General features: G+C 43.2%; 24 protein-coding genes. All 24 read right to left on the reverse strand.

What is annotated here, in order from left to right; translation table 11 throughout:
* Positions 1-95: 95 nt before the first annotated feature.
* The 24 genes from ACR42H_RS24700 to ACR42H_RS24815 all read right to left on the reverse strand — a co-directional run bounded on the left by ACR42H_RS24700 (position 96) and on the right by ACR42H_RS24815 (position 26,964).
* Positions 96-1,442: a hypothetical protein gene (locus ACR42H_RS24700; RefSeq protein ID WP_436373848.1), complete on the reverse strand. Its 1,347-nt coding sequence runs from the start codon at positions 1,440-1,442 to the stop codon at positions 96-98.
* Positions 1,443-1,459: 17 nt separating this feature from the next.
* Positions 1,460-2,566, reverse strand: a complete 1,107-nt coding sequence (locus ACR42H_RS24705; protein WP_436373850.1) for a tartrate dehydrogenase — start codon at positions 2,564-2,566, stop codon at positions 1,460-1,462.
* An 11-nt stretch (positions 2,567-2,577) separates the two neighbouring features.
* Complete coding sequence (gene fabG, locus ACR42H_RS24710) at positions 2,578-3,339, reverse strand: 3-oxoacyl-ACP reductase FabG (protein ID WP_436373852.1); 762 nt, start codon at positions 3,337-3,339, stop codon at positions 2,578-2,580.
* Entirely contained in the window at positions 3,315-4,313 is a 999-nt protein-coding gene (locus ACR42H_RS24715; RefSeq protein ID WP_436373853.1) for an NAD(P)H-dependent flavin oxidoreductase, read from the reverse strand. The genes fabG and ACR42H_RS24715 overlap by 25 nt, the downstream gene beginning before the upstream one ends.
* Positions 4,310-4,723 carry a PaaI family thioesterase gene (locus tag ACR42H_RS24720; RefSeq protein WP_436373855.1) on the reverse strand — a complete coding sequence of 138 codons (414 nt, stop codon included), beginning with the start codon at positions 4,721-4,723 and terminating at the stop codon, positions 4,310-4,312. Before ACR42H_RS24720 ends, ACR42H_RS24715 begins: the two co-directional genes overlap by 4 nt.
* The gene (locus tag ACR42H_RS24725; RefSeq protein WP_436373857.1) at positions 4,720-5,730 is read right to left on the reverse strand and encodes a hydroxyacid dehydrogenase; all 1,011 of its coding nucleotides are present in this window, start codon (positions 5,728-5,730) and stop codon (positions 4,720-4,722) included. The genes ACR42H_RS24720 and ACR42H_RS24725 overlap by 4 nt, the downstream gene beginning before the upstream one ends.
* 25 nt (positions 5,731-5,755) lie before the next feature.
* Positions 5,756-6,946 (reverse strand): thiolase family protein, encoded by a 1,191-nt coding sequence (locus ACR42H_RS24730; protein ID WP_436373859.1) that lies wholly within the window; start codon positions 6,944-6,946, stop codon positions 5,756-5,758.
* Between the two features lie 3 nt (positions 6,947-6,949).
* On the reverse strand, positions 6,950-8,110 hold the full coding sequence (locus ACR42H_RS24735) for an acyl-CoA dehydrogenase family protein (protein WP_113882200.1): 1,161 nt from the start codon (positions 8,108-8,110) through the stop codon (positions 6,950-6,952).
* 13 nt (positions 8,111-8,123) lie between these two features.
* On the reverse strand, positions 8,124-8,903 hold the full coding sequence (locus tag ACR42H_RS24740; protein ID WP_436373862.1) for an enoyl-CoA hydratase/isomerase family protein: 780 nt from the start codon (positions 8,901-8,903) through the stop codon (positions 8,124-8,126).
* 11 nt (positions 8,904-8,914) lie between these two features.
* Positions 8,915-9,760 carry a 3-hydroxyacyl-CoA dehydrogenase gene (locus tag ACR42H_RS24745; protein ID WP_436373864.1) on the reverse strand — a complete coding sequence of 282 codons (846 nt, stop codon included), beginning with the start codon at positions 9,758-9,760 and terminating at the stop codon, positions 8,915-8,917.
* A gap of 11 nt (positions 9,761-9,771) precedes the next feature.
* Positions 9,772-11,739 (reverse strand): TRAP transporter permease, encoded by a 1,968-nt coding sequence (locus tag ACR42H_RS24750; protein ID WP_436373866.1) that lies wholly within the window; start codon positions 11,737-11,739, stop codon positions 9,772-9,774.
* Between the two features lie 31 nt (positions 11,740-11,770).
* Positions 11,771-12,769, reverse strand: coding sequence for a TAXI family TRAP transporter solute-binding subunit (locus ACR42H_RS24755; RefSeq protein ID WP_436373868.1), 999 nt, complete (start codon positions 12,767-12,769; stop codon positions 11,771-11,773).
* 13 nt (positions 12,770-12,782) lie between these two features.
* The gene (locus ACR42H_RS24760) at positions 12,783-13,439 is read right to left on the reverse strand and encodes a 3-oxoacid CoA-transferase subunit B (protein ID WP_436373870.1); all 657 of its coding nucleotides are present in this window, start codon (positions 13,437-13,439) and stop codon (positions 12,783-12,785) included.
* Entirely contained in the window at positions 13,426-14,112 is a 687-nt protein-coding gene (locus ACR42H_RS24765) for a CoA transferase subunit A (protein ID WP_436373872.1), read from the reverse strand. Before ACR42H_RS24765 ends, ACR42H_RS24760 begins: the two co-directional genes overlap by 14 nt.
* Entirely contained in the window at positions 14,087-15,505 is a 1,419-nt protein-coding gene (locus ACR42H_RS24770) for a CoA-binding protein (protein ID WP_436373874.1), read from the reverse strand. The genes ACR42H_RS24765 and ACR42H_RS24770 overlap by 26 nt, the downstream gene beginning before the upstream one ends.
* Positions 15,502-17,541, reverse strand: a complete 2,040-nt coding sequence (locus tag ACR42H_RS24775; protein WP_436373876.1) for a sigma 54-interacting transcriptional regulator — start codon at positions 17,539-17,541, stop codon at positions 15,502-15,504. Before ACR42H_RS24775 ends, ACR42H_RS24770 begins: the two co-directional genes overlap by 4 nt.
* Before the next feature lie 310 nt (positions 17,542-17,851).
* Positions 17,852-19,072: an iron-containing alcohol dehydrogenase family protein gene (locus ACR42H_RS24780; protein ID WP_436373878.1), complete on the reverse strand. Its 1,221-nt coding sequence runs from the start codon at positions 19,070-19,072 to the stop codon at positions 17,852-17,854.
* 63 nt (positions 19,073-19,135) lie between these two features.
* A complete protein-coding gene (locus tag ACR42H_RS24785; protein WP_436373880.1) occupies positions 19,136-20,044 on the reverse strand; it encodes a fumarylacetoacetate hydrolase family protein in 909 nt (302 codons plus the stop codon).
* 13 nt (positions 20,045-20,057) lie between these two features.
* Positions 20,058-21,014 carry a 3-hydroxyacyl-CoA dehydrogenase family protein gene (locus ACR42H_RS24790; RefSeq protein ID WP_436373882.1) on the reverse strand — a complete coding sequence of 319 codons (957 nt, stop codon included), beginning with the start codon at positions 21,012-21,014 and terminating at the stop codon, positions 20,058-20,060.
* Between the two features lie 126 nt (positions 21,015-21,140).
* Positions 21,141-22,229, reverse strand: a complete 1,089-nt coding sequence (locus ACR42H_RS24795; RefSeq protein WP_436373884.1) for a tartrate dehydrogenase — start codon at positions 22,227-22,229, stop codon at positions 21,141-21,143.
* A gap of 38 nt (positions 22,230-22,267) precedes the next feature.
* Positions 22,268-23,695, reverse strand: coding sequence for an aldehyde dehydrogenase family protein (locus ACR42H_RS24800; protein WP_436373885.1), 1,428 nt, complete (start codon positions 23,693-23,695; stop codon positions 22,268-22,270).
* 23 nt (positions 23,696-23,718) lie between these two features.
* Positions 23,719-24,684, reverse strand: a complete 966-nt coding sequence (locus tag ACR42H_RS24805) for a transketolase family protein (protein ID WP_113882213.1) — start codon at positions 24,682-24,684, stop codon at positions 23,719-23,721.
* Positions 24,681-25,541 carry a transketolase gene (locus ACR42H_RS24810; RefSeq protein WP_436373887.1) on the reverse strand — a complete coding sequence of 287 codons (861 nt, stop codon included), beginning with the start codon at positions 25,539-25,541 and terminating at the stop codon, positions 24,681-24,683. Before ACR42H_RS24810 ends, ACR42H_RS24805 begins: the two co-directional genes overlap by 4 nt.
* 148 nt (positions 25,542-25,689) lie before the next feature.
* On the reverse strand, positions 25,690-26,964 hold the full coding sequence (locus tag ACR42H_RS24815; protein WP_181782290.1) for a TRAP transporter large permease: 1,275 nt from the start codon (positions 26,962-26,964) through the stop codon (positions 25,690-25,692).
* Between the last annotated feature and the right edge of the window lie 2 nt (positions 26,965-26,966).

A 26,966-nucleotide genomic window follows, 5' to 3' on the forward strand; every position in this document is an offset into this window, starting at 1 on the left:
TACATTGTGCACTTTTTAAATCGCCTATCAAAATAAAAATGGATGCAAACAATATAGGTTTGCATCCTTCTAATTATTTTATTTAACCGATTTTTTCAAAACCAATTCAGTATATAAACATACACAAAAGCCATCCCTGTAACAGACATAAAATATACACCATTCCATCTGAATGCAACGGTCAGCCCGTTTTTTTGAACACATTGGCTGATGATGATATTCAGGGCGTTAAGTGGTGAAATGGAGGAGGAAAGCATCCAGGTGAAAATACACATAAATGCCACACTGACTACCGTAATATCAGGCATTTCCGCAAAGTTCAGCGAGGTTAGGATTAGCGGAATGACTATAATTTGATGGACTCCAAGAAAGGCCATTAGCGTAACAAACAGGATGATGAACGAGAACAAAATTCCGATAGACTGCTGTGCTGACCATTGCATGGACCGTTCCAGCAGCTGTTTTACAGGTGTGTGTGAAACAGCGTTGCCAAAAAGACCCGCGCTGAGAAAAAGGCAGATTTCCATCTTCTGTGCCAGTATCTTGCTCTTATAGAGGGAGACTTCTTCCTTTACAGCCTTTTTTTGCTTCCGCAGGACCATCCAGCCTGCCGGAACAATGAAACAGACCATGCTTACCAGCAATAGCATTGATTTGTGGGAGACCTGCTCCATGATAATCAGCAGGAGTACCAGGCCAAGTACAAAGCCGGCCAGCGTGTACAAATCCTTTTTTCTGCCTTTATCAGCGGCCGCGTTTCCAGTTTCCTCCTCAAGTGCAGCAGCCGTCTCCACAGCTCCAGCCGGACGGAACAGAATCATCCCCGCTGCCATCTGCAATATGGCAAAAACCACACCAAACGCAACATAAGAAAGATACGTGATATCTAAGTAAAACAAAACAATTCCTACTGAAGCAAAGAATGGTGACCAAATAACAGCCGGTGTAAAGCCTACATAGTACGACCTTGATAATAACTTGGATGGAATTCTGATGTTTTCCACAAAGCCGTGTACAATCCTTAAGGCCCCCATGTTCAAAATGGGAGCCAGAGTCAGCATAAATGAGCTTATGCCATAAAATGTATGGGAGGGGCTTTTTTTCAACTCATTTAAATACGTTATAACTGTGTCAATAATTCCTTCCCTTCTTAAGGGAATGGACAGAAGCGGAGACAGAATGAGAATGGCCAGCAGGGCCATATTCTGAGTGATGCCCTCGATCAGCAGCATGCCCCTATCCCCGACTGCATAATGAATGAAAATCCCCGCAGCGAATAGTCCCAGTGTAAATATCCTGCCCTTCCTGTCCAATAAAGGCATCATGGTGAAAAATACAGCTGCAGCTGCCATATTAAAAATGAAGCTGATGTATATATTGGGCACAAATGCCTCAAGAATATAAAGAAAACACATACTTAATACGAGAGAAAACCGTATCATAGGAACCCTTCTCTCTATTATTTAACTCCACTGGAAGGACTTTTAACCTTAGCCGGAGCATGACTGCTTAAAAGCTTTATAAATTCATTGCCAAGCTGATCAGTTGAAGCTTTTCCGCCCAGATCCGGAGTTAGTTCACTCTTATGATGAAGCAGTTCTTTCATCGTTTTCAGGATGGCGCTTCCCCAGGCTGGCTCTCCAAAATGATCCATCATCTGACTGACGGACCAGATGGCAGCCAGAGGGTTGGCAAGACCTTTCCCGGCAATGTCCGGTGCGGATCCGTGAATGGGCTCGAACATAGATGGAAACTCCCTTTCAGGATTGACATTCGCTCCCGCAGCAAGTCCTAGTCCACCTGTAATCGCAGCACCCAGATCGGTTAGAATATCCCCGAATAAATTGGAGGTAACGACAATCTCAAATCTTTCCGGCTGCTGAACAAAGTAGAGACTTGCAGCATCCACCAAATAGGAGTATGTTTTGACATCCGGATATTCTTTCCCCACTTCAATAAATATTTCATCCCAGAACACCATGGAGTAATTCAATGCATTTGCTTTACTGATGCTGGTTAATGTCTTTTTCTGTTTGCGTGCTTCTTCATAGGCATAGCGAATAATGCGTTCGGTTCCTTTCCTTGAAAACACACCGGTCTGCAGGACTACTTCCTCAGGCTTTCCTTTGAAGAGCCAATCCCCTGCTCCGGCATATTCCCCCTCGCTATTCTCCCGTATCACCAGAAAGTCGATCTCTTTTTCCCCTTTGTTTTTAAGCGGTGTCAGCTCGGAGTGCAGAAGTTTAATAGGACGAATGTTTACATACTGATCAAATTCCTTCCGGATCTTCAGAAGCAGATCCCACAGTGAAATATGGTCAGGCACACCAGGATAGCCTACTGCCCCCAAATAAATCGCATCGAATTCCTTTAATTGTTCGATTCCATCATCAGCCATCATCTTTCCTTTATCCAAATAATATTGGCAGCCCCATGGGAACTCTGTAAAAGAAAAGGATAAATCGGGATCTAGTTCCTCTATTTTTTTTAAAACTTTTACTCCTTCTGCCACAACTTCCGGGCCTACTCCATCCCCCGGGATCAGGGCTATTTTCCAATGCTTCATATCATAACCTCCTATGCTTTTGGGCCTCCGGCAACATATAAGACCTGGCCGCTAATAAATGAGGATGCAGGGCTTGCAAAAAAACTTGCCGCCTGTGCAATATCCTCTGGAGTGCCTGCTCTATTTACCGGAATTTGCTTTACTTTGGATTCAATTAATTCCTGAAAGGAAATGCCAAGCCGTTCTGCAACTGCTTTTGTCATATCTGTCTTTATAAACCCAGGTGCAATGGCATTCACGGTAATATTGTATTTTCCCAGTTCAATAGCCAGTGTTTTCGTAAATCCCTGGATCCCCGCTTTTGCCGCTGCGTAATTGGCCTGCCCCCTGCTTCCCAGCGCTGATACGGAAGATAGATTGATGATTCTTCCATATTTGTTCTGAACCATTAATTTCTGGGCATATTTACTGCAGAGGAAGGTTCCCTTCAAGTGAACATTCATGACACTTTCCCAATCATCGGCATTCATTTTAAATAACAGGTTATCCCGGATGATTCCGGCATTATTGACTAAGATGTCCGCCCTTCCATGCCTTTCTTCTATATAGGAAAAAAGCCGTTCCACTTCCTGTTCGTTGGTGATATCCGCCTTGAACATTTCTGCAGCAAAGCCTTTTTCCTGCAGTTCATGTCTGGTCTCAGCTAAGGCTTCTTCATTAATGTCGACCAAGTAAACATATGCGCCTTCCGAGGCCAGTCTACTGGATATTTCCTTGCCTATCCCTCTGCTTGCACCAGTGACAACAGCTACCTGGTTTTCTTGACTATACAATGACTTCGCTCCTCTCTATTCAAATTCCTGTACAAACATTCAAGCTGCTGTTCGTATTCCTGCACAATATCCTTGATAATGTCTTCTGTCTTTTTAATTTCATCTATTAATCCGATGGTCTGCCCTAATGAGATGACACCGGATTTTTCATTGCCATTCTTGATTAATTCCATGTAGGCTTCTCCGCTTATATATGGAAACATCTCCTCTAAAGCAGCTCCGGCTTCTTCCTTTTTCAGCAGCTCCATCGCTCGTTCCGTTTTCATCACTCTCATGGCTTTCCCGATTGATTTTTTCACAAGCAGGGTATCTGTTTCCTGAAGCTTTATCAATTTGTCTTTGATCGACTCATGGAGTGCTGTTTCCCTGGAGGCCAAAAACCTTGTACCCATCTGCACCCCTTGTGCCCCTAAAGCAAAAGCAGCAAGAGCAGATTTTCCTGTTGAAAACCCTCCTGCTGCAATGACAGGTATCGAAAGCTCATGAACTGCCTTTTGAATCAAGGTAAGGCTGGTTACATCCTCTTTGCCCGGATGGCCCCCGCACTCATATCCAACCACGACAACAGCGTCGCAGCCAATTGCTTCTGCTTTTTTGGCAAATCTTACAGAAGGCACGACATGAACGACTTTTATTCCGTTCGCTGTAAGGCTCTCCATATATTTCTCGGGGTTATTGCCTGAGGTGAAGACAATCGGAACACGGGCTTCAATTGCCCCTTCCACATATTCATCCATTGGCTTGCGGATTCCAAGAGCTATATTTACGCCAAATGGTTTGGAGGTCAGCTTTCTTGCCGACTCAATATCCTCCAGCATTTCTTCCTTGGACGAAAAGCTTCCAGCTGTTATAAGGCCGAGTCCGCCTGCATTCGATACGGCGGACACAAGCGGTGATGTTCCAAGCCCTTGCAGCCCCCCTTGGATAATGGGATAGCTGATGTCAAACATCTCTGTGATAGCTGTGTGCATCATCCCTTTTCACCTTTAGACAGCTTAAAAGTTCCGGTGCAATGTCCAATCAGTTCACCGTCTTCATTCTTTAGCCTGCCTTCGATTAATACCGTGCTGCGGTTTTGATGAATAATCTTTGCCTCGGAGTAAACCGTTCCGCCCATCACAGACTTAAGATATTGAATGTTTAGCTGGAGTGTCGCAACCTCATCATATCCCAGCGACCTGCCTGCCATGCCCATTGCTGTATCCATTACCGATGCATATATCCCGCCGTGGACAGAATTTCTTACATTTATGAAATCTTTCTGTATTGGCAGTGCCAGCAAAACATAGCCTTCTTTTAATTCATTTAACCTCAGCCCAATAAAGTTCCAGAATGGGCTGCTTTCAAAATCGGCCCTTACCTTCTGAAGATGCTCCGCTGTCATGAAACAAACCCCTTTCCTGCTTCAGCCAGCTCAGCCTGATTTGCGACAACAGAAACTCTTTCTCCATTAATGGCACGGATTAGATTTTCAGCTATCCGAATGGAGGTTTGCCTGGCAGCTTCCAGGGTGATTCCTCCAATGTGGGGACTCACTGTCACGTTTTCCAGATGAAACAATGGATGATCAAAAGGAGGCGGCTCTTCGGTAAACACGTCTACCCCTGCTCCTAAAATACGATTTTTAGTCAATGCCGCCACTAAATCATTCTCGTTGATCACACCGCCCCTCGCGGTATTAATCAGTACTGCCGTTTCCTTCATTAACTCTATTAAACGATTATCAATCATTTTATCTGTATCTGCCGTTAAAGGAATATGTAAGCTCACTGCATCACTTTCAGAAAAAACCCTTTCTAAGGAAGTCGTTAACTCGACCCCTAAGCGGTCGGCCGCCAGCTGCTTTTCTTCTGAAATACTTCGGACATAGGCCATCGCCTTCATTCCGAACCCGCTGATTAATATTTTTGCCGCCTTTTGGGCTATGCTGCCAAAGCCTACAAGTCCAAGCCTCTTTCCTTCCAGTTCAAAGGTATAAGCTCCATCTCTTGACCGGAAGTTTCCGCTTCTGGTTTCCCTGTCAAAATAGGCCGTTTTTTTCATCACTGCCAAAAGCAGGCTCACTGCATGTTCTGCCGTGGCGGTACTATTGAGTTTTGGAGCATGCAAAACGGGTATTCCCTTTTTGGTCGCATATCCGACATCAATATTATCAAGTCCGACTCCCGCTCCTGATATTGCTTTTACTTGCCGGCAGCAGTCCAAAATGGCTGGAGTGATTTTTGCCGGTGCCCGAAGGATGATTCCGTCGACATGATGAATCTTTAGGTAATTACATATTTCCTGTTCGTCATATTCTGTTAACTTTTTCACATCAGCATGTTTGTTCAGCAGATTCTCCCCATCTGCATGATACATGGGGAGAATCTGAACAATATGAGGCCTGTTCATCTCAACACTTCCTTCATGGATATTCTTAAGCTTGAAGGTTTTCGATTATCGTGGTAATTCCCTGGCCGCCGCCAATACAAAGAGTGACCAGACCATATTTTTCGCCTCTTCGTTCCATTTCGTGCAGCAGCTTTGTCATCAAAATGGCTCCTGTAGCCCCTATTGGATGGCCTAAAGCAATGGCACCGCCATTCACATTCACCTTATTTATATCCATTCCGGATTCACGGATGACTGAAAGTGCCTGAGCTGCAAATGCTTCATTCAGTTCAATCAGTCCAATGTCATCGATCGATAAACCACATTGCTTTAACGCTTTAAATGTAGAGGTAACAGGACCAACCCCCATAATCTCCGGAGATACTCCGCTCACAGCCTGGGCAAGGATTTTCGCCTTTGGTCTTAAGCCATATTCATTGACCTTCTCTTCATTCATCATCAAAATGACAGAAGCTCCGTCATTGCGGCCGCTGGCATTGCCTGCTGTCACGGTTCCATCTTCCTTAAAAACCGCCTTAAGCTTCGAAAGCTTCTCGATATTTGTACTGCGCGGATGCTCATCCACACTAAAAAGCTGTGTTTCTCTTTTGTGCTTATATTCAACCGGGATGATTTCCTTTTCGAAGCGGCCAGATTCAATAGCAGCATGCGCAAGCTCCTGGCTGCGCAGCGCAAACTCATCCTGTTCTTCCCTTGATATAGTATATTTCTCAGCGAGGTTTTCAGCGGTTAATCCCATTGTCAGATTCCCGTATTTTTCAATTGGCTGGGAACAAGGCTGGCTTTCCGTATTCGGGTCCAATATTTGTGCATTTCCGGCCTGGAAGCCATAACGGGCGTTCCGAATATAGTAAGGGGCTGTGCTCATGCTTTCAGCTCCTCCGGCCACGACTACATCAGAGTAGCCGAGCCTGATTTGCATATCTGCATTATTGATGGCTTGAAGCCCGGAACCGCATTGGCGGTGAACCGTATAGCCTGTAACCTCAATAGGCAGCCCCGCTCTTAAGGCGGCAAGACGCGCAAGATTGGAAGTATCCGCACTTTGCTTGGCCTGGCCAAGAATCACCTCATCCACTTGTACATCCGCATGAGAGCGATTCAATACTTCCCGAATGACCTTCTCTGCAAGGTGGTCGACTGGAACATCTTTTATGGTTCCGCCCATTCTGCCAATAGCTGTCCGGACAGATTCGACAATATATGGCTGATTCATGCCTTACACCCCCACATAGGAAGATTCCCGCTTAAGCTCATTCGCAATGATATTGCGCTGAATCTCAGAGGTTCCTTCGTAGATTTTTGTAATTCTTGCATCCCTGTAGTAGCGTTCAATCGGATAATCTCTCATATATCCGATTCCGCCATGGATTTGCACGGCTAAGTCTGCCACCTTGTTATATACCTCTGACGCAAATAGCTTTGCAATGGCTGCTTCTTTCACAACCCTCATTTTCTGATCGGTCATCCAGGCAACCCTGTACGTCATGGATCTAAGCACTTCGATTTGCATGCTGATTTCTGCCAGCATATGCTGAACAGCCTGGACTTCGATGATCGGCTTGCCGAATTGCTCCCGTTCCTGGGTATACTGCAGGCAATGCTCAAGAAGCTTTTCGCAGGAGCCAAGGTTTCTGGCAGCCAGGCCAGCGCGGCCATTAGCCAGGATTTTCAGCGCATTGATATATCCCTGTCCTTCTATACCAAGAACATTCTCGGCGGGAACCTCCATGTTTTCAAAGAAAAGCTCTGCCGAATGGGATCCTCTTAACCCCATTTTTTGTTCAACACTTCCCAGAATAAAGCCGGGGAAGTCTTTTTCAACTATAAAGGAAGTAATTCCTTTTGCTCCTTTTGCCCGATCCGTAACTGCCATCACGGTGAAGACATGTCCGTCAACTGCATTTGTAATATAATGCTTGGATCCGTTTAGTATATATTTGTCACCCTTTCTGACGGCGGTCGTTTTCAGCGCCGCAGCGTTCGAGCCAGCGCTCGGCTCAGTTAAAGCAAAAGCACCTATCCATTCCCCCGTTGCCATTTTCGGCAAATACTTTTGCTTTTGCTCTTCTGTTCCAAGCTCCACTATTCCGACAGAGCCGATTCCCGTATGCGCCCCTATTAAAGTGGTATAGCCATTATGTGTTTTGCCAAGCTCTTCATAAATGGCGCACTTTCCGACCATGTCAAGCCCGAGTCCGCCATATTCTTCGGGAATGCTTAATCCGAATAAGCCCATTTCCTTGGACATCTCCACCAGCTTTTCCGGTATCATATCCTTCTCTTCAATTTCCATCGCCAATGGTTCTGCTTCTTCTTTTACAAATTTACGCACATTTTCTCTTAAAAATTGTATATCTTCAGAAAAATTAAAGTCCATTTCTGTCTCTCCCTTATTGGTTAGTAAATGCTGCCGTTCTTTTATCCAGGAATGCCGCTGTACCTTCTCTTTTATCCTCTGTCCCAAAGGCTACAGTCTGTGAAAGCTTTTCAATCAGCATGGCTGTCTCCAGATCAACATCAAAGCCTTTGTGTACTGCAAGCTTTGCCAGCTTGATTGCAACAGGCCCTTTTTTAAGAATCTGAGAGGCAACCTCCTTAGCTTTCGTATCCAATTCATCATCGGGTGCAAGGTATGTGACTAGACCGATTCTCTCGGCTTCTTCTCCATCAATGATTTTGCCGGTCAGAATCATATCAAGTGCCCTTCCCTTGCCAACCACTCTGGACAGACGCTGTGTACCGCCTGCACCCGGAATGATGCCCAGATTAAGCTCAGGCAAGCCGAATTTTGCTTTTTTCGCTGCGATTCGAATATCGCAGGCAAGGGCCAGCTCGCACCCTCCACCCAGTGCATACCCCTTTACAGCTGCAATCGTTACTTTGCTGGATTGTTCAATTTTTTTGTAGAGCCCCTGCATGCCCGGAATCAATGCCTCGAGCATCTTTCTTTCATGAAGCTGCTTTATGTCCGCACCTGCTGCAAAGGACTTCTCCCCTGCTCCCTGGATGATGATACATTTCACCTCATCATTTGCATCTGCCTGGCTAAAGGCATCTCCGAGCTCCTGGAGAGTCTCCTGATTTAATGCATTACGCTGTTCAGGACGGTTTATGGTCTGCCACATAACCCCCTGTTCGATTTGAACAAGCAGATTTTCGTATTGATGCATGTTCTCACCCCTTAAGAATATTGATAGAATCCGCTGCCGCTCTTTTTCCCCAGCCGTCCGGCTTTTACATATTTGATAAGCAGCGGACAAGGACGGTACTTTTCTCCAAGTGTCTGGTATAAATACTCCATATTGCGCAGCCGGGTATCCAAGCCTACTAAATCCGCCAGAGCAAGTGGACCCATCGGGTGATTAAGCCCCAGCTTCAGGGCTTTATCAATATCTTCAGCAGAGGCTACTCCTTCCATCAGCATGTTCATCGCTTCATTACCGATCAGGCAATTCATCCGGGAAGTCACAAATCCCGGAAATTCATTCACTTCAACGGTTTCCTTTTTAAGCTTTTCACCGATTTCTTTCACCATGCGGACCGTGTCATCAGATGTTTCCAGCCCACGGATAATTTCAATCAGTTTCATTTTGTGGACCGGATTAAAGAAGTGCATGGCCACCACTTTATCGGGCCGTGATGTTTGTGCCCCAATTTCCGTTGGGCTCATGGTTGAAGTATTGGTGGCCAGAATGGTTTCTGGAGAACAGATGCGGTCCAGCTTTTTAAAGATGTCAATCTTCAATTCTATCTTTTCCAGAACTGCTTCTATCACAAGGTCCGCATTTTTCGCAGCAGTCTCTAAATCTGTTTCAAAATGAAGCCGGTCTTTTGCCTTCCCATATTGTTCTTCTGAAATAAACCCTTTTTGAAGGCTGCCTTCCAATAAGCTATAAATATCGTTTTTGGCTTTATCTATTATTTCCTGATTAATGTCATTCAAGTAAACTTTAAATCCCGAAACGGCACAGGTATAAGCAATCCCTTTTCCCATAACACCTGAACCTACTACTGTGATGGTGTCCATTCTGTTCCCCCTTAGTTTGATAATGTATTGGCCACTGTATTTCTAGGTATAAACTTTTGATATACAAACATTGCCGCCAGGATGGCAAAGCCAATGATGTCTGATAAAAATCCCGGGTTGACCATCAGAAGAGCCCCGATAAAAAGAACGGCTCTTTCATACCAATATGAATGGCGGAACAGCCATCCTTCTGCAGCCCAGGCAATCCCAATAATTCCAATGATGGAGGTTGCAACAGATAGAATAATATCCGGAACGTCTCCAACAAGAAGCAACGTTTCCCCATATACAAACATATAAGGGACAATAAATGCCGCGAGGCCAAGCTTTACTGCAGTTAAGCCTGTTTTCATCGGCTCGGAACCGGCAAGCCCTGCCGCTGCAAATGCAGCCAGTGCTACTGGCGGTGTTATGGCAGATAAGGCTGCAAAATAGAAAACAAACATATGGGCTGCAAGCGGGGATACACCCAGCTCGATTAATGCAGGGATCGTAAGCGGAACCTGTACGATGTATGCCGCAACAGTCGGGAGCCCCATTCCAAGAATGATGCTCGTGATCATCGTGAATACAAGCGTAATAATTAAAATGCCGCCTGATAAATCAATGATTAAACTGCTGAATTTAAGGCCAATCCCGGTAAGCCCAATAATTCCGATAATAAAACCGGATGCCGCACAGGCAATAGCTGTTTCAATTGCAGCCCTTGCTCCTAAATCCAATGCCTTGAAAATCTTAGAAAAGGATAATCTTGTTGCCCCTTTTAAAGCTGCAACCAATATCGTCACACCGATTGAGTAAAGGCCTGCCTTCATTGGTGAAGAGCCGGATGCAAGCATGACCACAATCACTACTAAGGGGATAAAGAACATGAATCCGGTTTTCAAAACACTCGAAACCTTGGGAAGTTCCTCTTTCTTTATACCTACAAGCCCCAACCGTCTTGCCCTCATATCTACCTGGAAATACAGGCAGCAGTAATAAAGGACTGCAGGAATTAACGCAGCTATGGCTATGTCCATATAAGGCACACCTAAATAGGAAGCAATGATGAAAGCCGAAGCCCCCATGATCGGCGGCATGATCTGGCCTCCAGTAGAGGAAACCGCTTCAACCGCAGCTGCAAAGTGGCTCTTATAGCCGGTTTTCTTCATTAATGGAATCGTAAAGGCACCAGTTGTGACCGTATTGGCAACCGCGCTTCCTGAAATGGTTCCCAAAATGGAGCTGGCCACGATAGCCGTTTTGGCAGGACCTCCACGGTACTTCCCCATACCAGCCACTGATAAATCAATAAAAAATTGACCTGCTCCTGAAACCTCCAGAAACTTTCCGAACAGGATAAATAGGAAAATAAAGGTTGCAGATACCCCAAGAGGAGTACTAAAAATGCCCGTCACCGTATAAAAGAGGTGATCAATAATCCACATCATTGTAAATTCACGGTGGGAAAGAGACCCCGTAATCAGATGACCCCAAACTCCATAAACGATGCAGATGAAGATAATAATCACCAGTGTATTTCCAATAACGCGGCGTGTTGCTTCAATCAGCAGCAAACCGGATATGATTCCAATGGCAATTTCCAATGCTGTCAGCGGCTCTATATAACTCATCCGCGAAGAAATGACCTGGGAATTCATCACATAATAGGAATAACAAGCAATCGACAAAACCATAAACAGCCAATCATACCAGGGGATGCTTTCATTTTTTACCGCTTTCCTGGAAGGCTTATAAATGGCAAATGTTAAAGCCAGCGCAAATGCAAGGTGTGCCGACCGCTGCAGAATGGATTCAAATACCCCAAAGAAAGCTGTATACAAATGAAAAAGAGACATTAAAACGGCAATAACGGAAATGATTTTGGCAGCCGCGCCCTTTAATAGGCGCAGCTTGCTGTTCAGATTTCCATCTTCATCGTATTCCGCAATCACTTTTGAAGCCTTTGCTTCCGTTACGTCATGTTTAGACATCATTTCACCTTCTTTTTAAAAGGATAATTTTGGTTTATTTAAGCGCCCCGACTTCCTTGTAATATTTTTCTGCTCCCGGATGAAGCTTGCCCACGTTGTTTTGCACTGAATACTCTGCATTAAAGTCTTTCATAATCGGGGATAATTTCGTCCATGTATCTTTTTCTTCAACCATCATTTTGGTAAGCTTATAAACTGACTCTTCATCCATTAGATCATCATTAACCAGCAGAACCGTATAGCCGGCAACCGTTTTAACATTTTCTTTCACATTCGAATAAGTTCCGCCTTCAATGTCATATTCCAAGTATCCTTCATTTAACTCATGCAGGCCTTTTACCGTTTCATCATCTAAAGGAATCAGGCGAATTCCAAGGGTTGTGTCCAGCTCCTGGAAAGTAGAAACAGGTGCAGAAACCATTCCAACAATCGCATCGATATGTCCGTCACGCAGTAGGTCGGCTCCATCTGCCGTTCCGATATATTCAATGCCGCCAAGATCGTCATAGCTCATATCATTCAGTTTTAAAATATCCTGGAATGCCAGCTCTCCGCTGTATCCTTTAATTCCCGGGCTAACCTTCTTTCCCTTTAAATCTTTCACGGATTTTATTTCAGAATCTGCTCGGACAACGATATGAAATACATTTGGATACAGGGTTGCAACCGTGCTGACATTATTCACTTTTTCTTTAAAAGCATTAATTCCGTTCAATGCCTCAGGAACTGTTTGGCCATTACTGAATCCAAGAGCAAAGGTCCCCTGGCTTAAGCCCAATAGATTGGAAACAGATCCGCCCTCTACTACCGTAACGGAGGATTCCGGGTAAACCTCCTTCATTTTCTCTCCCATCGCCCCGGACAATGTATACCAGAAACCGCCTACTGTTGCAGAACCGAAAGCCATATCCCGGGGAGCTCCCTCTGCTCCTCCACCTCCGCTTGCTTCACCGCTGCTTCCCGCCTCATTCGAAGAACAGGCTGCCAATACGACTAACATAAAAGCCATCATCACTGCCAATAATTTTTTCAACTCATTTTCCCCCTTAATTTGTTTCTACTTTTGTTTTTTCCAGCACATGAAATTCAGCATCGGTCATCTCACGCAACGCCTCAATCGAAACATCGGAGAGAGTTTCTATGAGGTACATTTTTCCTTCAAGAAACTGAAATACAGCATGTTCGGTGACAATCATATCTGCTTTTCTTGTACCGCTGCTAGGAAATGATAATTTTTTCACAATTTTCGGACTTCCGTCTTTAGACAAGTGCATAGAAGCAATAATCATCCGCCTTGCTCCCGCAACTAAATCCATGGCCCCTCCCACTCCAAGAATGTTTTCACCAGGTACTGCCCAATTGGCGACTTCTCCTGTTTCATCGACCTGCAAAGCCCCCAGTACAGCGGTATCGATATGCCCTCCGCGAATCATCAGGAAAGAATCCGAACTATCAAAGAGTGATGCCCCTGTGTCCATGGAAACGGGCTTCTTACTGGCGCTGATCAAATCCATATCAATGTCGTCATCAGAAGGAGTCGGCCCCATCCCGAGAAGGCCGTTTTCTGATTGAAGGTAAACCTTTTTGTCATCGAGGTAATCCGGAATAATGGTTGGAATGCCGACACCCAGATTAACAATTTCTCCTTCCTTCAATTCCTTTGCTACCCTTTTGGCGATCTTAATTCTGTCAGATAGACTCAATGTATCTCCCTCCTTTTTTTACATACTGATTGACTACGACATAATCTACGTATAAGTGGGGGGTTACCACTTCTTCCGGTGCAAATGAACCGGCTTCCACAACCTCATCCACTTCAGCTATAACCACCTTCGCTGCAGTTGCCATAACCGGATTGAAATTCCTCGCTGTTTTGTCATAAATTAGATTTCCCAGTGTATCAGCCTTAAGTGCTTTAATAATGGCCACATCCCCTTTGATGGCTTTTTCAAAAATGTAGGATTCACCATCGATCACTTTCTCTTCTTTCCCTTCAGCAAGTCTGGTCCCGGCACCTGTCTTCGTATAGAAACCGCCGATGCCTGCCCCGCCGCATCGGATGGCTTCTGCCAATGTGCCCTGAGGAATTAGTTCAATCTCCAGTTCACCTTTTGACCAGGCCTTAACTGCATCTCGATTAGTGGTAAAATAAGAGCCCTTCGCTTTTTTCAGCTTACCTGCCACCAGCAGTTTTCCGAGTCCCTTCCCTTCCTCACCTAAATTATTGCTGATGACTGTGAGATTCTCTTTATCAGATTTCACCAGCTCATCAATTAAAGTAAGCGGTGTTCCCGAAAGGCCGAATCCTCCTACAAGCAATGTGTCACCACTTTTAATGAATTGCAGTGCATTAGCAGGATTTAATCGTTTTTTCATTATGTTCCTCCTCTTGTCTCTGGGTTTCCGAGTAATTTATATAAGCAGACAATGATTTGATTGCTGTATTTTCATGAAAGAAGTAAGGTTTCTTTGTTTCCTTTAATATGTCAATGGCCAGTTCCCCCTGGTATCCCTGGGACATGAAAATCGGAATAAAAATACTATCTCTTTCCTCCATCAGCTTTTTCATTTGTTCCGAGAGAATTTCATTTTGATAGTCCACCTGGAAAGGGAAAGGAACAATGATATTATCAAAATCACCCGATTTATGAAGCACCTCCAGACAAGTTGTCAATTTTGACAAGTCATCATATACGATGGTGGTCAAATCTAAAGGATTCATGAATGACTTTTCTATACCTGTAATCGTTTTCATTTTCTGCTGAAGTTCTGATGATAGGGGCTGAAGCTGAATCCCATACTTATCGCATAAATCCGCAAGATAAATGGAAGTAGCCCCTGCCCAGGAAAAGATAGCCGTACGCTTGCCTGCTGCCTTTTTGTATGTGTCAAACAGCCATGAAAGGGCAACTACTTCATCAATACTTTCGGCTTTTACCAGTCCGGGGTGATTGACCATATCCCAGGGAATAGAGTAATCATTGTTTCTTCCGAGGTGATATTTAACAGCCATTCTTGAAATCTTTGAATGGCCGATTGGCAGCAGGATCACAGGCTTCTGTTTGATATATGCCTGGTGCAGCAATCGGAAAAAACGCTCTTCCTCAGAAATAGATTCAATGATTAATAGAATGGTATCTGTTGATGGATCACTAATTAAAAATTCAAAGCAGTCATTAATCGTGATATCCATCTCATTTCCAGGTGATAGCCAATAGGAAAATCCCAGTCCTTTTTCATTGGCATCAAGTACAGCACGGCCTAAACTTCCTCCATGACTGATCAATCCAACAGATCCCTCATGGAAATTCTTAGGTTCGAAACGGGGTGAAAAAGAGATTCCCCAGTTTCCTATAAAATGATAAAATCCGGGCGAGTTTGGTCCATAAACCGCCGTTTCTGTACCCTTAACAATTTCTTTTAGCTCTTCTTCCCGGTTTATCCCATCCGGTCCGCTTTCAGAGAAGCCAGAGCTGATGATGATGACACTCTTCACTTGTTTTTTTACACATTCTCTTAAGATCTCAGGGGTATGTTTAGAGGGAACGATTATACACGCCAAATCGACTTCTTCTTTGATCTCAAGTACACTCGGATAACAGTGAATTCCCGAAATTGTGTCATAGTTTGGGTTTACAAGATAGATCTCCCCGGAATATTTTGATTTTTGAAGATTGACCATGACACGTCCGGCATTTTGATGAAACCTTTCCGAAGCTCCTATTATGGCAATGCTCTTAGGGGAAACAAGCGTCTGCAATGATCTCATGATTTTAATAATCCCCCTTCTAATTTTTTTACCTTTCGAACAATGGTAGAAGGATTCACTTCCAGCACACGGGCAATGCCCCGATAGGATTTTTCAGACTGTGACGCTTTATAGATCAGCTCTCTTTCAAGCAGGTCTACAGCTTCTTTTAGCGGTAATAACTGATTTACGACAATGGCTTGATCATGACTCATTCTTTGGTTATCGCCTTTGCTGAATAAAGAAAGAACCTCCTGTTCCCCCACTTCCAGATTCGAAGCTGTTACGTATATTCTTTCAATCATATTGACGAGTTCCCTTACATTCCCTGGCCACTGATAATTAGTAAGAACCTGTATGGCTTTCTTGGTGAATTTGAGATGTTTGTGATATTTTGCTGCGAACATTCTTGCATACGCATCAATCAGGATAGGAATATCTTCGACTCTTCTTCTTAATGGCGGAATTGATATGGGAATAACATTTAACCTATAAAATAAGTCCTCCCGAAAACTTCCTTCCAGAACCAATTCTTTAAGATCCCTATTGGTAGCTGCTATTACCCGGACATCAATCTTTGTCGTTTTGGCTGATCCTACCCTGGTAATCTCCATTTCCTGCAATACCCGCAGGAGCTTGACTTGCAGGTGGTTTGGGATTTCCCCTATCTCATCCAGGAAAATAGTTCCATTATTTGCTTGTTCAAATAAACCGGCTTTTCCCTTTTTCAAGGCACCTGTAAAGGCACCGCCTTCGTATCCAAAAAGCTCAGACTCCATCAGTGATTCAGGAATGGCCCCGCAATTTACTTTAATAAATGGCTCTCCCGATCTCGGACTCGACTGTTGGATCAGCTTGGCAATTTCCTCTTTCCCCACTCCCGACTCACCTGATAATAGAACCGTTACATCCACCTTTGCCACTTGCTGAACGGTCTTAAGCAGCCTTTCCATTTCGGGTGATTTGGCTATGAACGTCTCCGATCTCTCGGAAAGATGCATATGCTCCAGTATTGACTTTGTTTTTGCCAGCTCACTTCTGAGTGCATCGAATTCAGTCATGTCCTTCACATTGATAACAACTCTTTCAATTTGATTGCTGCTGTTCTTAATGGGGTTTGCCGTTATAATTAATGAATTTTTATTGTCCTTGCTTGTTTCCATGATATTATGTGATCTGCCCTTAGCTTCTACCTGCCGGGCTATATCTTTTATGTAGTCAGGACTCTCATGTCTAACATCAAAAAGCTGCCTGAAACTCTGGTTGCATTTAATAATGGCTCCATCCCCATCCGTAATGCAGATTCCGTCTGTAGAGTTATCCAGTATCGTTTCCTGTTCCTTCAAGAGCTGTTTGACGGATTCAAGTTCACTCGATACAAATTCGATTTCTGAAATATCCTGAAAAACACCAACCGCTCCCACAAGAGTTTTGCCATCATAGAGCGGTGTTCGATGGGTTAAGTATTTTCTTTTTCCTACCCGGTATTTTTCTGTATGTCCCTTTCCTGTACGGATAACATTCAATAACCCGCTTGGAGTGACAACATCAGTTAAAAACTTTCCTATGGCTTTCTCCTTAGTTGTCATAGCCATCTTTTCTGCAGGAGGATTCATTGAGGTAATCCTTCCCTCCAGATCAATCGAAAGAATCCCATTATGAGCAGAATTAAAAATGGCATCCATGCGGCCGAATTCCACCTGAGAAGTTCTGGCATAGGCCGCCAGATACTGTTCTTTTGTCAGGAAGCCTGTAATCTGCCTATTCTTATTAAAAATTGGCCAGATTTCCTGATCATTAAGCTTTAAATTATTTAAATCATCCATCTCGTTAAGGAAACAAAAGTTAGTCTGATAAATCTCTGATAATACCTTATTTTGATTCAACAATCCTTCTAATAGATTATGCTCCGTAAAACATCCCGCTAACTCATCTCTGACGTTATAGACCAGCCCGCCTTTCATATGGGATTCAAGTAAGGTTTTTGCAGCTCTATCGATGTAATCGTTTTCAAAAAATTTAATAGAAGTACGAGTCATCGCATCTTTTACTAACAATTTTCCCGCTCCCTCTGAGTGATTCACTCATGATTTAATAATGCAAGAAGTGTGCCAACATTAGAAAATTAATAAAATGCTGATATTTCTCACATTTTGTAATATTTAAACTATATATCCTGTAAAAAAATGTTGCAATACCGCAACAGGTGTTGCGGCAACGCACTAAAGGGTGAAGAAAACTAGTCTCCATAAAGAAGAAGGGGCTATCCTTTTATTATTATCCTTTTTAATATCGTTGCGTTACTGCAACATATTTGGGCAAGTTCATATAAAATAAGACACCTTTTTATAAAGGTGCCTTTTAATACTAGACTCGATTATAAACATCTTCCAATTCAGTCTTTGTTAAAGCATTTGGTAAAACTTTTTTATAAATTTGACGAATATCTTCCTTTTCTGCTTTCCGGGGATTATTTGGAATCGTGCCTAAATCATTCATTGCATCTTTAGATAAGCGATCCACCATTTCATCAGTAAAATCCAGCTTTAGATAACTAAAATCATTTGGAATATCCAGAGCTTTATTAAACTCTTTAAGTAATGGAGCAAGTTTCCTTGCAGCATTTCTATCATTCTCGAATGTCAGAGAAGGTTCAAAGACCCTTGCAATATTGGCATACTTTTCATAGTTAGCTATCAGGTTATGTTCTATAATGTGCGGCAGCAGTATGGCATTCGCAAGTCCATGAGGCACCTGATATAAAGCCGACATCGGATGCGAGCAAGAATGGACTAATGCAACGCCCGCCATTCCAAAGGATATACCTGCCATTGTACTGGCCAGGTGTATTTGTGCCCTGGCTTCAAGATTATCAGGGTGTGCATAGCTTGCCGGCAAATTTCCCTTAATCATTTTGATTGCTTCAAAGGCTAATCCATCTGTTATCGGGTTTGATTGAAGTGATGTATAAGACTCAATGGCATGTACTAAAGCATCCACACCAGTAGCAGAAACGACATGCCGCGGAAGAGAAGTGGTTAAACTTGGATCGATAAAGGCCGCCTTTGGTGCAAGCATAGGGGAAGCGATTACGTATTTTCTCCCCTCCTCATGATCAGTGATCACCGAGACTGGAGTCACCTCCGAACCGGTTCCAACCGTCGTAGGAATAGCAATGAGTAAAGGAATAGCTTTATGGAGGGGCTTTTGACCCCGGCGATAATCCAAGATGTGTCCTTCATGGGCAACTATCGCACTAACAGCTTTTCCGAAGTCCATGGGGCTTCCTCCCCCTATGGCAAGGATCATTTCGCAGGATTCCTGTTTATATATCTGCGCTCCCTTCATAACAGTCTGAGCATGGGGATTCGGCTCAACCTCAGCAAACACTGCTGTATCAATGCCGTTCATATTTAATAATGAGGTAACCGCATCTATTATTCCTGTATTAAGAAGCCCTGGGTCAGTGGCAACAAAAACCTTTGCTTTTTGAAGGCTTCTTATTGTATCTGGCAGCTTGTGTTTAACACTATTAATGCCATAGACAATTTCTGTTGGTATGGAAAAATTAAAATTTTGCTGACTCAAATACATCTAAATCTCCTCTCTTTCTCCAAATCCAGTTTAGTCCGAAAAAGAAAAGCTGCTTCATTACATAATCTCATTGGTGAGTGTTCCCAAACCGGTAATTTCAAGTTCCACTACGTCCCCCGGCTGTAGCCAATTTTGAATATCCGTTCCTAATTCCAGGATACAGCCCGTACTAACTGTACCTGAACCAATAATATCCCCAGGATAAAGGGCAGCCTCTGAGGATGCCCGCTCAATCATTTGTCCAAATGAATGATGAATGTCCTTGAAGTTTCCCTTAGATAGCTGCTTTCCATTAACTCTAGCTGTCATTTCCAGGTTTAACCTATCTCCATCGCGGTATTTTTCCAGTTCATCCTTTGTCACAATATACGGTCCAATCGATGTAGCAAAGTCCTTGCCTTTGGCCGGCCCTAATCCCGCCTTCATTTCCTTCATTTGCAGATCCCGTGCAGACCAGTCATTCAAGATGGTGTAACCTGCTATATAATCTTCAGCTTTTTCAGCACTTATATTTCTGCCTTCTCTGCCAATGATACAAGCAATTTCCAATTCATAATCCAGTTCACTGCATTGGGCTGGGCGCTGGATTTTCTGATTCGGCCCTGTAATGGCATGGTGATTCGTAAAGTAAAACACCGGAATCTCATACCACTCCGGCACAACACTTTGCTTATTTTTGGCTGCTATAGTCGCGACATGGCCTTCAAATGCCATAAAATCCCGCACACTTCCAGGGTTCGGCAAGGGGGCTAAAAGTTCAATTTCCTCTAGATTGTACGTGCCCAAATGATCAAGGCCAGCAATATGGCTGGCAAGCTTATAGTTCTCTTCAAACTGTTCCAGAAACCCAAGTATTGAGCCAGGCAGTTTACCCCCGCTTGCCTTTTCCATATCAAAAACTTGTTCCTTCTCTATCCACCCTGATTTAATTGTTCCGCCCTTGTCTTTAAAGGTTATCAGTTTCAAGAAAATCACCCTTTCATTTAATATGATTCATATAGTATTGAGAGGCATTTAACTGATGAAGCAGCTTCCTATTAAACTGCTTTTTAATTTCCTCCGCTTCATCTTTTCGATAGTTAAAAAAACCTTCGCCGGATTTTAACCCCAGCTTTCCCTCAGATGTTTTCTCTCTCAGCAGAGGGCTGGAGAATTGCCTATTCTCCATATCTTTCAGCAAGTTATCACCTACCGTGCACCATATATCCAATCCGCCCATATCAGCAATCATTAATTGCCCTGTAGTTGCGTATCGGAATGCAGGCCCAAACATTAATGCTTTTTCAATATCCTCGGGAGATGCAGCTTGCTGCTCCATCAGGGAAAACACCTCTCTTGCCACACTCTGCTGAATCCGATTTGCCACCAGACCAGGAATATTTTTTAATACTTCTATACATTGTTTGCCAATGGACATATGCAAATTTTTCACATCTTCATACACATCTTTATGGTTATTTCCAAAATTCGAAATTTCTACAAGAGGCATGATATGCGCAGGGTTATACCAATGAGTTATCAGGATTCTTTTTCTTCTCATTTCGCTTACCTTTGCCATCATGCTCTCCAAATCCAAGCTTGAAGTGTTGCTTGCTAAAATGGTCTTTGGAGGGCAATAATTATCTAATTTTTTAAAAAGATCTTGTTTTAGTTCCAGATTCTCAGGGACGGCTTCCACCACAAATTCCCTATCTGCTACTGTTTCTTTTAAGCTGGTATAGAAATGGATGCTTTTAAGCGTATTGATTTTATCTTGGATATCTATATTTCCTACTTCCTGCAATAAGTCCAGCTGCCTATGAATCTCATCTTTAGCACTTTCAACACTTTTCCAATCTGGGTCATATACATTTACATTAAGGCCATAGATTGCAAAGTTAAGGGCAATACTGTGGCCCATTGTTCCTGCTCCAATAACAGCTATTTTTTGAATCATCGGCAAGTCTCCTTTTTCAGATATGATAATTGCCTTTCATTTGCACCTTTTTTACTAGCGAATGTGCAATAGGAAAAACAGCGCTCCAGGAAAAGCGCTGTTTTCTCTATAGTTCCAAAATGGCTGTTATATGGATGACTGGACTTTTGCCATTTCAGTTAGGATTTCAGCTACACGCGCACCAACTTCTGAAGTGGATGCAGATCCGCCGAGATCTGGAGTAAGAACCCTTTTTTCTTCCAAAGTCTTTTCAATGCAGCTGATCAGACTTTCTCCTATATCGTTAAAGCCGAGGAAATCAAAAAGCTGGCTGGCTGACCAAATGGCGGCCAGCGGGTTGGCTATCCCTTTCCCTGCGATATCCGGTGCTGAACCATGAATTGGCTCAAACATTGACGGGAACATTCTTTCAGGATTAATATTGGCTCCGGCCGCCAGCCCCATGCCGCCTCCTAGCGCTGCACCCAAATCTGTTAAAATATCTCCAAATAAATTGGAGGTTACAACAACCTCGAACCTTGCAGGATCCTTAATCATGTACATAGCTGCTGCATCAACAAGATAGGAATAGGTCTGAACTTGGGGATATTCCTTGCTTACCTGCTCAAACACTTGATCCCAAAATACCATGGAATAATTAAGTGCATTTCCTTTACTTATGCTGGTCAGTGTTTTTCCTGCGTTGGACGCTGTTTCAAAAGCATACCGGATGATGCGCTCCGTACCTTTCCGGGAAAATACCCCTGTCTGTAAAACGACTTCTTCAGGTTTCCCTTTAAAAAGCCAATCCCCGGCCCCCGCATACTCACCCTCACTATTCTCACGAATGAATAGCATATCGATGTTTTCTTTATTTCCGCCAGTAATGGGACAGGGTGCACCATTTAATAGTGTGATAGGACGAATATTTACATACTGGTCAAATTCCTTCCTGATTTTCAGAAGCAAATCCCAAAGAGAGATATGATCTGGCACCCCCGGATAGCCGACGGCTCCCAAATAGATTGCATCAAAAGACTTCAACTGTTCAATCCCGTCTTCATCCATCATCTTTCCATTCTTTAAATAAAATTCACAGCCCCAAGGAAAGTACGTAAATTCGAGCTGCAAACGACCATCCAGCTCTGCCGCCTTTTTCATAATCTTGACGCCTTCATCGATTACTTCCGGTCCAATTCCGTCACCTGGAATAACCGCTACTTTAAATGTGTCCAATTTTATCAGCTCTTTCTATTTTTATATGAACCTATTTATTATTCTTCAAGATTTACAACCACCGTTACAGTTTCCACGAGTTCTTGTATGGCATATGCCGGACCTTCCTTGCCATTTCCGCTTTCTTTCACGCCTCCATAAGGCATTTGATCAGTCCTGAAGCAGCAGGTATCATTAATGACAACACCCCCTACTTCAAGCATATAAGGAATTTTATAAGATAAACTCAGATCGGAAGTATATATTCCAGCCTGCAGGCCATACTTCGAGTCATTCACAAGCTCAATTGCTTCTTCGATTGTTTCGTAATCTGAGACGGTAACGACAGGAGCGAAGACCTCTTCATCCGAAACTTTCATCCCTTTTCTCACATTTGTAACTACGGTTGGATAAAAAATACTGCCTTCTCGTTTCCCCCCTGTTAAAATGACAGCTCCATCCTCTTCAGCTTCCTTCACCCATTGCTCAATCCGCTCCGCTTCCTTTACATTGATCATTGGACCAACATTCGTGTTCGGGTCCAAAGGATCTCCCACCTTAAGGTGAGAAACTTCCTGTAAAAACTTCTCAAGGAAACGTTCTTTAACAGATTTCTGAACAAAAATCCTCTGAACTGAAATGCATATTTGCCCGGCGTGTGCAAATGACATTTTTGCAAGCTTGGCTGCAGCCTTATTAATATCCGCATCACTATGAACGATAGTGGCAGAGTTGGAACCCAGCTCTAAGGTTGCTTTTCTTAACCCGATTGTCTTCTGAATATGTTTGCCTACTCCAGGTGAACCTGTGAATGTATAATGCGCAATCCTTTCATCATTCAGGAGCTGCTCACCGACTGTGCCCCCGCTTCCTACTACACATTGCAGGTACCCTCTCGGAACTCCCGCTTTCTCGAGCAGTTCACATAGTTTGATAGCAATCGTTGCTGTATCAGATGCCGGCTTAAGAATAACTGGATTTCCCGCTGCCAAGGCCGGAGCAACTTTATGTGCAACAAGATTCAGCGGGAAGTTAAACGGGGTAATTGCTGCTACAACTCCCACAGGCTTTTTTATTGTATAAAGGAATCTTCCCTGCACATTATAATTGGGGATAATTTCTCCTACGAGCTTTTTTGTTTCATCAGCAGCAATTTGGAATGTCGATGCTGAACGATTCACTTCTGCTCTTGCATCAGTGATAGGCTTGCCGCCTTCCTTGGCAATAATTTGTGCGAATTCTTCGGCATGACTCAGCAGCAGCTCTGCTGCACGCATTAAAACCTTATAGCGGTAATCCGGGGTAAATATTGTTTTTTTATGTGCGTATACAGCAGCTGCAATCGCTTGATCCACCAGCTTTTTATCAGCTATGCCAATCTCTGAAAAGAGCTCTCCGGTATATTTGTTATACACTTTGTGTGTATTTTCCGATTGAATCCATTGTCCATTAATGAATAGCTTTTCATTTAAAATACTTGTCTGCATATTTTACCTCTCCCATCCTATGGTTAAATTGAAGAATTTTTCTTCGTCAATGCCTCTTTGACTCTTTTGACAATGTGGCCGGATGAAATTTCGTACTTTTCCAGCAAATCATCATTTTTAGCTGACTCTGAATTTAGATCTTTCACACCCACACGAAGCATAGGAACTGGTTTCTCTTCTACCAGAACCTCTGCCACTGCACTTCCAAGACCGCCATAAATGCTATGCTCCTCTGCTGTAACGATAACTCCTGTATTTTCTGCTGCTTTAACAATTGCTTCTTTATCAAGCGGCTTAATGGTCGGCATATGAATCACTGCCACAGAGATTCCATCAGCTTCTAATTGTTCCGCTGCAGCTAAAGACCTGCTGGTTTGTGTTCCTGTAGATATGATGGTAATATCTGTTCCTTCTTTTAAATGCACCGCTTTACCAAATTCAAAGTGGTAATCTTCATTAAAAATGATTGGATAGGGATCACGCGCAAGGCGCATATATACAGGTCCTTCGTATTTATGGGCAAACTCCATCATTCTTCCTACTTCAGTGCTGTCTGCAGGTGCAAGAACAACCATATTAGCTAATGAACGAAAAATTGCGATATCCTCCAGGGATTGATGAGTTTTTCCTGTTACCCCTGTCAGCAATCCGCTGTAAGCCCCTATCATTTTCACGTCTAATTTTGGCTGAGCAATTTGTACCTGAATTTGATCTATGGCACGTTTAGACAGAAATGCAGCAAAGGTAGCAGCCCATGGCTGTAAACCAGTTGCAGCAAGTCCAGCAGCCACACTCATCATATTCTGTTCAGCAATGCCCATTTGCAGAAATCTAGAAGGATTCCCTTTTGCAACAGCATCTATTTTGGTTGAGTTAGCCAGATCTCCATCAATCGCATAAACCTTATCGGACTCCAGAGATAATTTAAGCAGTGTTTCTCCAAAAACGTCCCTCATTGAAACTTGATCTTTAGAAAGTAAGCTTTTCATTTTTGAACCCCCATTTCCAGTTCTTCTGATGCGCTGCTTAACTCTTCATCTGTCGGAATTCTTGAATGCCATAAATAATCTCCTTCCATAAACGAAACACCCTTGCCTTTAACCGTGTTGGCGATAATCATAACCGGTTTTCCTGTTACCTCTCTGGCATGACTTAAAGCTTTACTAATCTCTTGATGGTTATGGCCATCTATCTCAATGACATGCCAGCCAAAAGCTTCCCAACGCTGTTTTGGCTCATTTATCGGAGTTGCTCTCGAAGCTCCTCCTTTACCTTGCCACCCAAACTGCTGAAGCTTATTAAAGTCGAGAATAACGACCAGATTATCCAATTTATATTTAGAAGCAATATCTGCAGCCTCCCAAACCTGGCCTTCCTGTGATTCACCATCACCAATCATGCAATATGTGCGGAATTCTTTATTCTGAAGTTTTGCACCCAGGGCCATTCCGACAGCTGCAGAAATCCCTTGGCCAAGCGAGCCTGTTGACATGTCCAGACCTGGAAGGGTATTCATATCCGGATGAGCCTGCAAGCGGGAATTTAATGAATCGAACGTTTGCAATTCCTCTGTCGGAAAATATCCTCTAAGTGCTAAAACTGCATAGAGCCCAATCGCAGAATGCCCCTTTGATAGGACAAATCGATCTCTCTGTTCATCTGCAGGGTTTTCCGGATTTACATTCATTTCATTAAAATACAAATTTACGAGGACATCTGAAGCAGACATTGGCCCTCCTATATGCCCTGCTCCTGCATGATGCACCGTCTGAATAATTAGATGTCTTGCTTTAGATGACTTCTCAATTAAATAACTTAATTTTTCTTCGTTTAATGGGGTACTCATTTATATCCTCCTTAAGGTTTTGTTCTAATTTAGTTAAGCGCTTTACCAAGTGGTGAAAAATGAACAAGATAAGGAAACTTATCTTGTTATTAAGAACTTAGTTTTTTGTGCCCATCTTTGTTTCATGTCTCTTAAAAACCGCATTTGCCTATTTTATTAGTGATGGCAGCCAGGTAGAAAGCGGCGGGAAAAATGAAATAACAAGCACATCGATAATCAAGATAATTATTAATGGGATTACTGCTTTTCCAATCCTTACAATTGAAAGTTTTGTAAGCTGGGATACAACAAATAAATCAATCCCTACAGGCGGGGTTACCAATCCAATCGCTAAATTACAAACCATGATTACTCCAAAATGAACAGGATCTATTCCCAAATTGACTGCAGTACCCAATAATAGAGGAACAAAAATAAGGATTGCAGCTCCCCCTTCTAAAAACATGCCTGCTACAAACAAAATGATGTTTACAATAATAAGGAAAATATATTTATTTGTAACTACATCTGATATTGAGCTGTATATCATTCCTGGAACACCATTCATCTCGATGAAAAAGCCAAACAAGCCGGCAGTTCCAATTACTATCATGATAATTGAGCTGCTGATGGCTGATTTCTTTAAGGTATCAGCAAGCTGCTGAATAGTAATATCCCGATAAATAAAGAAACCGACAACAAAAGAGTAAACAACTGCAATAACTGATGCTTCTGTCGGAGTAAATACCCCTGAATAGATGCCTCCCAGCACAATAATAGGCATTAGAAGTGCAAGAAACGATTTCTTAAACGACACGAGGACATCAGGGAAGCTTTTCTTCTCCTCTCCAACATAACCGCGACGGTTTGCGATGATATATGCACTGATCAGAAGCGAAAAAGTAATTAATAAGCCCGGAAGGATCCCCGCAATAAAAAGGTCCCCAATAGAAACTTCCGCAGCGACACCATATAATATCATGGCAATACTTGGCGGAATAATAATCCCTAAAGCACCTGCCACCGCCTGATTGGCCGCAGCATACTCAATTTTGTAACCTCTTGCCACCATAGCCGGGATGAGAATAGAACCAATGGCTGCTGTTGTGGCGGCACCTGATCCTGAAATAGCTGCAAAAAACATTGATGTAACGATCGCCACCATCGCTAATCCGCCAGTAAAGTGACCCACCAGAGCACTTGCGAAATTAACCAGTCTCTTCGACATGCTTCCTGCGCCCATCAAATTTCCGGCAAGAATAAAAAACGGGATAGCCATTAATGGAAACGAGTTCATTGAGACAAATATTCTCTGCGGAATTATTTCCAATGGCAAAGTATCATGCATCCAAACCCCTAATGCCGTAGATAATCCCAATGAGAAAGCGATCGGCACACTTAGAAAGATAAAGATGAATAGAGATATAAAGAAAACAGGCAGCATCA

Source organism: Cytobacillus sp. BC1816 (assembly GCF_051353635.1).
Taxonomy (GTDB): Bacteria; Bacillota; Bacilli; order Bacillales; family Cytobacillaceae; genus Cytobacillus; species Cytobacillus oceanisediminis_C.

Coding starts and splice junctions, on each gene's coding strand:
- ACR42H_RS24765 (WP_436373872.1), bottom strand. CDS start 14,112: ATGAAAAAACGATTAAATCCTGCTAATGCACTGCAATTCATTAAAAGT.
- ACR42H_RS24745 (WP_436373864.1), bottom strand. CDS start 9,760: ATGGACACCATCACAGTAGTAGGTTCAGGTGTTATGGGAAAAGGGATT.
- ACR42H_RS24725 (WP_436373857.1), bottom strand. CDS start 5,730: ATGAACAGGCCTCATATTGTTCAGATTCTCCCCATGTATCATGCAGAT.
- ACR42H_RS24790 (WP_436373882.1), bottom strand. CDS start 21,014: ATGATTCAAAAAATAGCTGTTATTGGAGCAGGAACAATGGGCCACAGT.
- ACR42H_RS24810 (WP_436373887.1), bottom strand. CDS start 25,541: ATGAGTACCCCATTAAACGAAGAAAAATTAAGTTATTTAATTGAGAAG.
- ACR42H_RS24805 (WP_113882213.1), bottom strand. CDS start 24,684: ATGAAAAGCTTACTTTCTAAAGATCAAGTTTCAATGAGGGACGTTTTT.
- ACR42H_RS24700 (WP_436373848.1), bottom strand. CDS start 1,442: ATGATACGGTTTTCTCTCGTATTAAGTATGTGTTTTCTTTATATTCTT.
- ACR42H_RS24770 (WP_436373874.1), bottom strand. CDS start 15,505: ATGAGATCATTGCAGACGCTTGTTTCCCCTAAGAGCATTGCCATAATA.
- ACR42H_RS24740 (WP_436373862.1), bottom strand. CDS start 8,903: ATGCATCAATACGAAAATCTGCTTGTTCAAATCGAACAGGGGGTTATG.
- ACR42H_RS24800 (WP_436373885.1), bottom strand. CDS start 23,695: ATGCAGACAAGTATTTTAAATGAAAAGCTATTCATTAATGGACAATGG.
- ACR42H_RS24720 (WP_436373855.1), bottom strand. CDS start 4,723: ATGACAGCGGAGCATCTTCAGAAGGTAAGGGCCGATTTTGAAAGCAGC.
- ACR42H_RS24715 (WP_436373853.1), bottom strand. CDS start 4,313: ATGATGCACACAGCTATCACAGAGATGTTTGACATCAGCTATCCCATT.
- ACR42H_RS24730 (WP_436373859.1), bottom strand. CDS start 6,946: ATGAATCAGCCATATATTGTCGAATCTGTCCGGACAGCTATTGGCAGA.
- ACR42H_RS24735 (WP_113882200.1), bottom strand. CDS start 8,110: ATGGACTTTAATTTTTCTGAAGATATACAATTTTTAAGAGAAAATGTG.
- ACR42H_RS24750 (WP_436373866.1), bottom strand. CDS start 11,739: ATGATGTCTAAACATGACGTAACGGAAGCAAAGGCTTCAAAAGTGATT.
- ACR42H_RS24815 (WP_181782290.1), bottom strand. CDS start 26,964: ATGCTGCCTGTTTTCTTTATATCTCTATTCATCTTTATCTTTCTAAGT.
- ACR42H_RS24705 (WP_436373850.1), bottom strand. CDS start 2,566: ATGAAGCATTGGAAAATAGCCCTGATCCCGGGGGATGGAGTAGGCCCG.